Annotated in this window: 10 protein-coding genes; 2 read left to right on the top strand and 8 right to left on the bottom strand. The window is 51.7% G+C overall.

Going from position 1 to position 9,257, the window contains the following annotated elements; all coding sequences use genetic code 11:
* Together AC0QH1_RS27195 and AC0QH1_RS27190 are read left to right on the top strand one after the other, a co-directional pair.
* A partial coding sequence (locus AC0QH1_RS27195; protein WP_324634595.1) for an HNH endonuclease occupies positions 1–192 on the top strand: 192 nt, incomplete at its 5' end.
* Positions 193–313: 121 nt separating this feature from the next.
* Positions 314–763 carry a hypothetical protein gene (locus AC0QH1_RS27190; protein ID WP_324634594.1) on the top strand — a complete coding sequence of 150 codons (450 nt, stop codon included), beginning with the start codon at positions 314–316 and terminating at the stop codon, positions 761–763.
* Positions 764–773: 10 nt separating this feature from the next.
* Here the strand turns inward: AC0QH1_RS27190 and AC0QH1_RS27185 are convergent, their stop codons facing one another.
* The 8 genes from AC0QH1_RS27185 to lpxA all read right to left on the bottom strand — a co-directional run bounded on the left by AC0QH1_RS27185 (position 774) and on the right by lpxA (position 9,187).
* Complete coding sequence (locus AC0QH1_RS27185) at positions 774–1,787, bottom strand: universal stress protein (protein WP_324634593.1); 1,014 nt, start codon at positions 1,785–1,787, stop codon at positions 774–776.
* A 711-nt stretch (positions 1,788–2,498) separates the two neighbouring features.
* Positions 2,499–2,693 (bottom strand): NblA/ycf18 family protein, encoded by a 195-nt coding sequence (locus tag AC0QH1_RS27180; RefSeq protein WP_324634592.1) that lies wholly within the window; start codon positions 2,691–2,693, stop codon positions 2,499–2,501.
* A gap of 605 nt (positions 2,694–3,298) precedes the next feature.
* Complete coding sequence (locus tag AC0QH1_RS27175; RefSeq protein ID WP_324634591.1) at positions 3,299–4,036, bottom strand: Stp1/IreP family PP2C-type Ser/Thr phosphatase; 738 nt, start codon at positions 4,034–4,036, stop codon at positions 3,299–3,301.
* 136 nt (positions 4,037–4,172) lie between these two features.
* Complete coding sequence (locus AC0QH1_RS27170) at positions 4,173–5,879, bottom strand: ABC1 kinase family protein (RefSeq protein ID WP_324634596.1); 1,707 nt, start codon at positions 5,877–5,879, stop codon at positions 4,173–4,175.
* A gap of 261 nt (positions 5,880–6,140) precedes the next feature.
* Positions 6,141–6,473, bottom strand: a complete 333-nt coding sequence (locus tag AC0QH1_RS27165; protein ID WP_324634590.1) for a DUF6825 family protein — start codon at positions 6,471–6,473, stop codon at positions 6,141–6,143.
* 147 nt (positions 6,474–6,620) lie between these two features.
* Positions 6,621–7,025: a hypothetical protein gene (locus tag AC0QH1_RS27160; protein WP_324634589.1), complete on the bottom strand. Its 405-nt coding sequence runs from the start codon at positions 7,023–7,025 to the stop codon at positions 6,621–6,623.
* Between the two features lie 134 nt (positions 7,026–7,159).
* Entirely contained in the window at positions 7,160–8,341 is a 1,182-nt protein-coding gene (gene lpxB, locus AC0QH1_RS27155; protein WP_324634588.1) for a lipid-A-disaccharide synthase, read from the bottom strand.
* 30 nt (positions 8,342–8,371) lie between these two features.
* The gene (gene lpxA / locus AC0QH1_RS27150; RefSeq protein WP_324634587.1) at positions 8,372–9,187 is read right to left on the bottom strand and encodes an acyl-ACP--UDP-N-acetylglucosamine O-acyltransferase; all 816 of its coding nucleotides are present in this window, start codon (positions 9,185–9,187) and stop codon (positions 8,372–8,374) included.
* Between the last annotated feature and the right edge of the window lie 70 nt (positions 9,188–9,257).

The following is a 9,257-nucleotide window of genomic DNA, read 5'->3' as shown; positions in this document are numbered from 1 at the left end:
CCAGAAACCCTAGGTGGAAAGGATGAATACAAAAATCTCCAACTTCTTCACCGACATTGCCATGATGTAAAAACTGCTAGCGATGGTAGCCTCGGTACCTATGACAAAGGCCAAATTGTTGAGGAGTCGGATGAGGTGAAAATCTCAAGTCCGGTTCTGAAGACGAGTAGTTCTGGTGACAGAATTGCTTAGTTTAACACCGATAAGTCAACCCTAAAAAATAGGGAGGTTTGGCTCAAGAGTTAACCTTGTTTAAAATTGCTCGGCAAAATGCCCCTAGGGGAGGCACGGAAATTAACCAAGGAATGGTGCTGTGACTCATATTTTTTTATTACAACCTGGTCGTTGGGTTATGGAAGGCAATTGGCTCGAACGCAATGGGATGCCGATTACCGTGAAGGGGAAAACTTTGGTGGCCTGGAATCGGGAAACCTGGTTTAATATGGTGACCAAGCTGATATTTCCGGGTGGCGAACGCGAAGATATTACTCTGCAGTATCGGGGACGCTTCGATATCAGCGATCGCGTCTACAGCTTCGTCCTTCAACACAGCGAACTCGGACGGGTGGAAGGAGAAGGATGGATTGCCCCGGAAACCATCGTTCAGCGCTATTGGGTGTTGGGAAGTACGAAGCAGCGCCACAGTGGGTTTGATACCCTACACCGCCTGGATAACGGCAGGTACTATCAATCTAGCGTGATTTTGGCGGGTCACTACCTCAGCAGCGCGATGGAAGCGACCCTGAACCGTTTGCCTCAGTAAGCGAAGCGAATTAGTGCCGATAGGGGAAAAAGATGACCGGTTCGCAACTGCGGCGCAGAACCTCAGCAGTAAAGCTGGGGAACCAATCCCACAACTTACCCAAGCTGTGGGACGCCAGGGCGATCGCGCAGATATCCGACTTCTGAGCTAGGTCTAAGATATCAACCACTGGCTCTCCCAGGCGGACTTCTATATCCACTTCAATGCCGAGCTGTTTTAATTCTGCCTCGATGGGGGCTAACTTTTCGTGGGCCTCTTCGAGTTTGTAGTCTTTGGGCACTTTTCGCAGCACCCCCGCATCGATGACCCAGGCCAGCATACAGCGTTCTAGGGACCCCGACGGACGGTTCTGGGCATAGTGCTTAAACTGTTCGAGGAGGGTTTTTGACGCTTCGCTGTCGTCATAGGGAATTAAGACATAGCGCAACAGGTGACGACAGCGCAGATTCAGTTCTTCCGCCGTCAACGCTGAAAGCAGGGAGTTGGGAAGGGTCATCAAGGGGATGGGGGTCCGTCCCGACAGTTCGAGGGTGGTACTGCCAAAAAGTCGCTCGCTGAGCAGATTGCGGTTGGATGCTCCTTGGATAATGACCTCGCTGTTGTAAGTTTGCGCCACCTTGAGAATGTTGTCGGTGACCGAACCGGAAACCACTTCCACCGCGACTTCGAGTCCTTCTGGGACTTCATTGAGAATCGGGTTCAAGCGATCGCGGGCCTTCTGCATCCCTTCGGTGTCTTCCCGAGGAATTTGTCCTTTTGTCCACAGGGGAGTGCTGTGCAGAAATACGATCTGCTCCATGCCGCCGGCTGCTAAACTGGGCAAAAAATTCCCCAAGCGAGGCAAGCCGTCCGATAAATCCGTACTGATTAAAACGCGCTTAAACATTCGTAAAATTTCTATTCTGTGCGCCATCGCCGGAAAGCTGGGATGTTCTGTAGAGGATTCGGATTGGCAAAAAGTGCCGATTGAAGGCCACGCTTTACCGCTTTTCGGCTGCAAACGCCGATCGCGATCGCGTGGCAATCTCTACCCGAGGTGAGTGATTCTCTACAGAGCTGATTGATGCCCAATCTTTCTGTATCAAGATTTTACCATTGCGATTGGATGTGGCGATCGCTTCAGGATTTGGTTTCTACTTGCCTGACTATAAACAATACTCACCCCTCATCCCTTGGTGGCTACTGGGTGGGGCAACTCCCTCGACTCGGGCAATTTACTACTCTAGCGCCAGAGGATTTATTTCTGTTCTGTGAAAATTCGAGCGGTAGGGAGCTGTAGCCTGGGCATTGCCGAAGGGCTTCCAGATGACGAGCTTGCTGTAGGGCGCCAATGCCCACCCTACCCTACTAATGGAGGATTGCCAGACGATTTATTTCTGTTCTGTGAAAATTCGAGCGGTAGGGTCGATCCGGCGGTACAGTTATGAAGCGATCGCACACCCCGGAATTTTCCCCCTTTGCCAGAATTTCTTCTCAACCCCTTCTCCCCCGGGGAAGAAATTCTCGACTCGAATAAATAGGATTTATATTTCTAATCGCGCCCGCCGAGAAAACGCTTCCCGGACGATGAAATCTTGACCCTGATGTAGATTCCAAAACCCCCTTGCCTTCCGAGGGTCGCGATCGAAAGCCGCATCCCATACAAGTTGACGCCCCATCATCCCCAGCTCCTTTCCCGTTAAGGAACAAAGCAAGAGACGGAGGTCGCCCACTATGGGACTAATGGGAATCGCAATTAAAAGCTCGGCCCTTGTTCTAGACCCCACTTGTGCTTCAAAAATTCCTGGTACATGGTTTCGCGCAGCATCATCTGTTTGTACAGTTCCTTGAGGAAATGTTGCGCTTGTTCTTGGCTCATTTTTTCCACCTGGCTTTCAAAGGCACGCAGGCTAAATTTTTGTTCTAAAGAAAGTTCGACGGGTTGGTTCATTTCTGACCTCCTCATTTATAGATTTTCCGGGTTCAACAACACTCAAGAGCCGCTTTGAGTGGTTGATGCGAGTTTATTTCGCCGATCGCCCGTGGCTTTCAGGATTGTCCCTACCACGGATTGTCACCCGCTTTGTTAAAAATTATAACAATTGGTTGACAAAACGACCACTGCGATCGGTAGGGGTTTGTCTGGAAAATATGACATATGCGATGCCAGCAAAGCGGCAACATGCGATCGCAGACAGATCTAGCAAGTTATCGCCACTCAAATTGCTCGGATTGAACCAAATGAGTATTTTTCGAGATCGCACTGGCACTTGTGGCACTGACCGTAGCTCTAAGATGGCCGATTTTCCTGCCCCTTGTCCTCTGTCCCCAGGTCAGTTTTAAGAAGAGTTTTAGCTTGGTTAGCGGGTAAACTGACGCGGGTTTAATCCCTCCACAGAGCAGTTACCATCGAACCTGCAACGGGATAAAATAACCACAACCGTACCTGGGATCGAACTCAGGTACGGTTGTGGTTTGGGGGGCGAATTTTGGGTTTCGCCTCAAGAGTAATTGCAGGTGGGGCTTCTGTTCCGGTAGGGGTGAAGAGATCGCGGCTTATTTTGCCGTATCCTCCAAGGTGACGATCGCCACCGTAATGTTATCCCGTCCCCCGTTATTTTTCGCCGCCTTCACCAATTCCCTTGCCGCTTCTTCCCCAGAGAGCTGCGATGTTAACCGGGACGCAATCTCCTCCGCCGACAGTTCCTCGGTCAACCCATCGCTGCACAAAAGGAATCTGTCCCCCCCTTGCACGTCAATCTGTTGCACGTCAACCTGTTGCAGATCTTCGCGTCCCAAACATTGGGAAAGAACGTGCCGCCAGGGATGATTGCGGGCATCCTCCAGACTCAGGTGTCCCGCCTTGAGCGCCCGTCCCACCCAGGTATGATCTTCCGTAATTTGCTCCAGTCGATCGCCGCGCAGTAGATAGAGGCGAGAATCCCCCACATGCGCGCACCAAGGTTTATCCTCGCGAAACACCACTGCCACAGCAGTGGTGCCCATATCCGCACGTTCTGGATGCTCGATTTGGTCTTGAACGATCGCCTGATTGGCCTTAAAAAAAGCTTCCTCGAGCAAAGCGGGGGTCGTTTCAGAAGACGCCCAATGTTCGTCTAAATATTGTTCGATGGTTTTAGTGGCGATCCGACTTGCCTCTTGGCCGCCGGCATGTCCGCCCATACCATCAGCCACAATAAAAAATCGTCCGTCGGGATCGTCAATGTAGAAAGCATCTTGATTAACAGAGCGAACGAGTCCCGTATCCGTGAGACCCGCAAAAGATCGTTTCATAACTCAACTTACACTTAGCATGACAAATGACAAGACATTGGAATTATAGAGGGGGAGGGATTGAATTGCCGATCGCGGATGAGTGGCGATCGTCAAAGCGCGTATCCTCCCTTACAAATTAGCCCAGAATTAGAGATTACATCATTTTATCCGAGCGCTCGATTCGCATCATCAGGCGGATCAAACTACCGGCGAGAAAAATCGCCACCAAAGCCACCACCAAAGCCAACCAAATTTTATCGTTCACCAACAAAATCGTTGCCGACAAGGTAAACGCACTCACCAGTAACGCCAAATTGGTTCCCATTTGAACGTTGCCGATGCGCCGCAGCACCCGGTCTGTTTCGATCGAGCGCACCCGGATGCGGATATCGCCGCGTTCGAGCTTTTCGATGCTATCTTCAATCCGACCGGGCAGACCTAACGCCGTGGAACCAACTTGTGCCGCTTGCCGCCCGATTTCGTTAAAAATACTGTTGCGATCGACAGAGTTTCCATTGCTCATAATCTGCATTGCAAAAGGTTTCGCAACCTCCATAAAGTTAAACTCCGGGTCGAGACCCTTGCCCACGCCTTCGAGAGTGGAAAACGCTCGCATGACAAAGGTAAAGGTAGCGGGAAAGCGAAACGGCTGATCGTAGGCGATCGCATACAGGTCATCGCTAATCGCATTGACAGACTGTTCCTCAAACGGACTATCCATCAGATGATCCAGGATGTACTGAATCGATCGCCGCACCGGCCCCATATCATCCATCGGCGCTAACGCTTCCAACTCGATGAGGGTATTCACCACCTGTTCGGCATCTTTTTTAGCAATCCCAAAAAACAAATCGAGCAGCTTCACCCGCACGTCGGTGCGGATGCGCCCCATCATGCCAAAATCGTAGAAAATTAACGCCCCTTCTGGACTCACGGCAATATTGCCCGGGTGGGGGTCGGCATGAAAGAACCCATGATTGAGCAGTTGTCGCAAATAGGCTTCTGCCCCGAGTTGAGCCAATACCTTGCGATCGAGTCCCGCCGCCTCTAAGGCTTCATAATGGCTGATTTTAATCCCCGGAACGTATTCGAGGGTCAAAACCCGATGAGAAGAATACCGCCAGTAAACGCGCGGCACCTTCACCCATTTTTTACCCCGAAAGTTGCGACGAAAGGTATCGGCATTGCGACCTTCGTTGATATAATCGATTTCTTCATAGAGAATTTTGTAGCACTCGTCATAAATGCCCAACCAATCCCGACCCCGACCCCATTTGGGATGGTTCTGGAAATAGTGGGCAATGGTTTTGGCGATCGCTAAATCGATGCCAAACAAGCGCTTTAGTCCGGGGCGCTGCACTTTCACCACCACTTCTTCCCCGGAATGAAGTTGGGCTTTGTGAACCTGTCCCAAACTCGCCGCCGCGATCGGTACCGGATCGAAACTGCGAAACAGTTCCTCGACTCGGCGTCCGAAATCTGCCTCGACAATCGCCTCGGCTTGTTCGTAGCTAAAAGCCGGTACTTTATCTTGCAGCTTGGCTAGTTCTTCTACATATTCGGTGGGAAATAAGTCCGATCGCGTGGAAAATAACTGGCCTAACTTAATAAATGTCGGGCCGAGTTCTAGCAGGGACTCGCGAATCCAGATGGCTTGGCGTTGTCTGCGGGCTGCTTTTTTCTCTTCTGTAAAGCCGCCGCGATAGGTCCAAGGTTTGTTAATGTACCACAGACTCGCGAGAAACCGAAACACAAAATTCCAGATTTCGATTCGCCGTCGGTTCCGGGAATAATTGGGACGACTCCAGCGATACGCTTTGCTCTGATAAACCACGTTTTGGGGTTTTTTGGGAGCCGCAATAGCAGAGTTGTCGCCCCTGGGTAAAGCAGGGCGATCGGGAATGGGGTGACGTTGGATAGGATCCTCTAGGAGTTCAGACACTCGGATTTACAACTGTTTTTTCTAGCAATCAATTTTAAAAATTGGTGCGGGGAGTTCGCACCTCTGAAGGCGTTGCGATCGCTCGCTCTTTGCGATCGCCATTTCCTGCAATAGCGAGGCTCTCGCCCGGGAGTCTTCCCTTGTCTGAGGTAAGAAATAAGTCAGACAGGGAAACCCTCCCTACATCGAACGACTGCGATAAAGCTGTAACTGCGATCGCACTTGGGCAATTTCGGCTCGCAGTTCGTCGATCGTCGCTTGCAGATCCATCGTTTCAGTCGTTCCACTCCCGGAACTCTCCGGAGGGGAACTGGTCCACTCTGTGGTGCGTCCACTCTCGCGATTGGCGCGCTCCATCACTTCTTCGCTAAAGGCACGCAACCGCTCTCGCTGCTCGGCATCAAATTTACCAAGCTCGCTCAGGGCATTGGTTAGGGCTTTTTCTAATTGTGCGTTGAGGGCTTCGGCTAGGGCTCTGCCCACAAAGAAGGCATCGACTACGGGTTTACTCATCACCAGTTTTTGCTCGCATCCGCCAAAATTATAACGTGGTTCCCTTCTCGGATGCGTCGGTTCTCCAAAACCTACACACTTTCATTGGGCGGTTTCCCGCCAGAGTGCCCCGCTCTCCCCCCTCGTTCCTCTTGTCCTACCCCCCACTCAAAAGAGTTTAATCCCCACTTGTCCGTTTACCCCTCGGATGCTATGATAACCCGCCCCAAAGAAAAAATTGCCCTGGGGAAAAATTTGCACCCCCCCAGAAAAGGCAACCTCGGAATCGCTGGAATCGGGATCGTCATAAAGTCCCACTCCCACATATCCGGAAATCTGGTCTACAAATGGGGGAGTGATGAATTTCATCACATCTACCCCCACCGCCGTTTCTTCTCTTAACCCCAGTTCTACCCCAAATCCCAGCGCTCTTGCCCCCGCAGAAAAGGTGGCTTCGCTGTCTTGTACTCCCACCGAAACCCACGGTTGTGGCAATAATTGCGCGGTAGCAGGTTTCGACCCTAAGACGCTGCAAGTGCCGATTAATGCAGCACAAAAAATCAATTTTTTCATCGTTCGAGTTCTCCGAATTAAGAAGTAAGAAATGGGGAAAACCTGGTTCGCGCTCGAACCTAGAGGATACGGGGGAAATTTTTAATTCCCCATTCTCCATTTTTCATTTTAAATTTTTAATATCCGAGGGAATTTTATTGTAAAATAATCCGAGCCGCCCGATCGCAGACGCCCAGTTCTCCTAACGCCTGTCGCATCTGCTGATAGTCTGCCAGAATTTGTCTGCGTCGGTGGGAATTTTCCAGCAAATCCAGAGCTTCGCGAACGATATTGGCACTGGTGGCTTTATCTTGCAGCAGTTCCGGGACGATTTCCTTCATCAGCACTAAATTCGGCGGCGACATAAAGGGAATCGAAAAATGCAGAATATGGCGAGCGATCCAGGCGGTGAGGGGATGGACGCGGTAAATCACCACCTGGGGGACATTAGCTAAGGCAATTTCGAGATTAACGGTACCGGATTTAGTAATTGCTAAATCCGCCGCCGCGATCGCGGTTTGGGTTTGAGAACCGGGGAGAATTTTCGCGCGCCAACCGCACTGGGCGATCGCCGCTGCTATCGGTTCTCGATAGCATTCCAACGACAGGGGGATATAAAAACTCGCCTGGGGCAAACGGGAGTGAATTTGACGCGCCGCCTCCAACATTACCGGTAGTAAATATTTAATTTCTTGCCGTCGCGAAGCCGGTAGTAAGGCGATCGCCACTTCTTCCCCTGGGATGCCGAGGGTTTGACGGGCGCGATCGCGCTTTGGTGCCGCCTGCATCGAGTCCAGCAGGGGATGACCCACCCAAGTGACATTTGCCCCCTTGTCGCGATAGTAGCGAGCTTCTTGGGGGAAAATCGCCAACAGGCGATCGCAAATTTCGACAATTTTGCTGGTATTGCGATCGCCCAAAGACCACACCCACTCCTGGGGCGCAATGTAATACACCGTCTGTACCTGCGGCAAATATCGCTTTACAAAACTGCCGATACTCAAATTCGGACCGAGATAATCGAGAAACAAGATTAAATCCGGTGGATTTTCCCGCAGATATTGCTTGGCGCGACCCTGAAGCTGGAGGGTGGGCAAAATAAACGGCACCGATTCCACAATGCCCACGGATCCGATACGAGTGGTATCCCCGACGAGAGTGGCCCCAGCGCGAGCCATTTTCGCACCGCCTAAGGCGACAATTTTTAACGTGATGCCGATCGCCGCCGCCTGACGATAAAGCGCCTCGATCAGCATTGCCCCTTGTAAATCCCCAGACACCTCACCGGTGCTGATAAAAATCGTTTTCTGGGTTTGGGATTGGGTTGGATGTGTCATTAATTGCCTGCAAAGCTAAACGGCTAGCCCTCAATCCCGTTCACTGCGTCCCCGACGTCGGCCCGGAATCGGACCTCGGCGGTGGGGTTTCACAGATTCGTGGAGGAACTGGCGCAGGTGAGCGAGGTAGGGGAGATCGGGGAGTAAATTTAATTGAGCCAAGGACTCGGCGAAGGTATCGTCACTTCGGTAGAGAATCCGAAAGGCTTTTTTGAGCAGGCGAAGTTCTTCGGCGGACAAATCGGCGCGTTTGAGACCGATGAGGTTGAGCGATCGCACCCGGGAGGGATTGCCTTCCACGAGCATATACGGGGGCACATCGCGATCGATGCGCGACATGCCGCCCACCATTGACAACTCGCCGATTTCCACGAACTGATGAATGCCCAACACTCCACCAATTCTGGCGCGGTTTTCGATGCGAACGTGACCGGCGAGCTGCACGGTATTGGCAATCACCACGCCATCGCCAATCTCACAATTGTGAGCCACGTGAACGTAAGCCATCAGCAAATTGCGATCGCCGATCGCCGTAGCCTCACCCTCTCCCGTGGCGCGATTAATCGTCACATACTCGCGAATCGTATTCTCATCGCCGATTTTCGTGAAACTTTTCGCTCCATCGTACTTAAGATCCTGCGGTTCTAACCCGATCGCTGCCCCGGGAAAAATTCGGTTGCGTGCCCCAATCTCAGTCCAACCGTCGATGGTCACGCGATCGCCAATTTTCGTCTCCGGACCGACTTTCACCTGCGGACCGATCGCCGCATAGGCCCCCACTTCAACCGTGGGGTGAATTTCGGCCTCCGGATCGATAACAGCAGTCGGATGAATCAAAGTGTTCATCAGAAATTAGGGTTGGTAAGGGGGAGAACGGAAACCCTCGTCATTTATGCGTAGGGAGGAGTTCTCCCCC

The organism is Phormidium sp. CCY1219 (genome assembly GCF_055795085.1).
This window is presented reverse-complemented; position numbering and strand designations above follow the sequence as displayed.

Coding starts and splice junctions, on each gene's coding strand:
- AC0QH1_RS27165 (WP_324634590.1), bottom strand. CDS start 6,473: ATGAGTAAACCCGTAGTCGATGCCTTCTTTGTGGGCAGAGCCCTAGCC.
- lpxA (WP_324634587.1), bottom strand. CDS start 9,187: ATGAACACTTTGATTCATCCGACTGCTGTTATCGATCCGGAGGCCGAA.
- AC0QH1_RS27180 (WP_324634592.1), bottom strand. CDS start 2,693: ATGAACCAACCCGTCGAACTTTCTTTAGAACAAAAATTTAGCCTGCGT.
- lpxB (WP_324634588.1), bottom strand. CDS start 8,341: ATGACACATCCAACCCAATCCCAAACCCAGAAAACGATTTTTATCAGC.
- AC0QH1_RS27160 (WP_324634589.1), bottom strand. CDS start 7,025: ATGAAAAAATTGATTTTTTGTGCTGCATTAATCGGCACTTGCAGCGTC.
- AC0QH1_RS27175 (WP_324634591.1), bottom strand. CDS start 4,036: ATGAAACGATCTTTTGCGGGTCTCACGGATACGGGACTCGTTCGCTCT.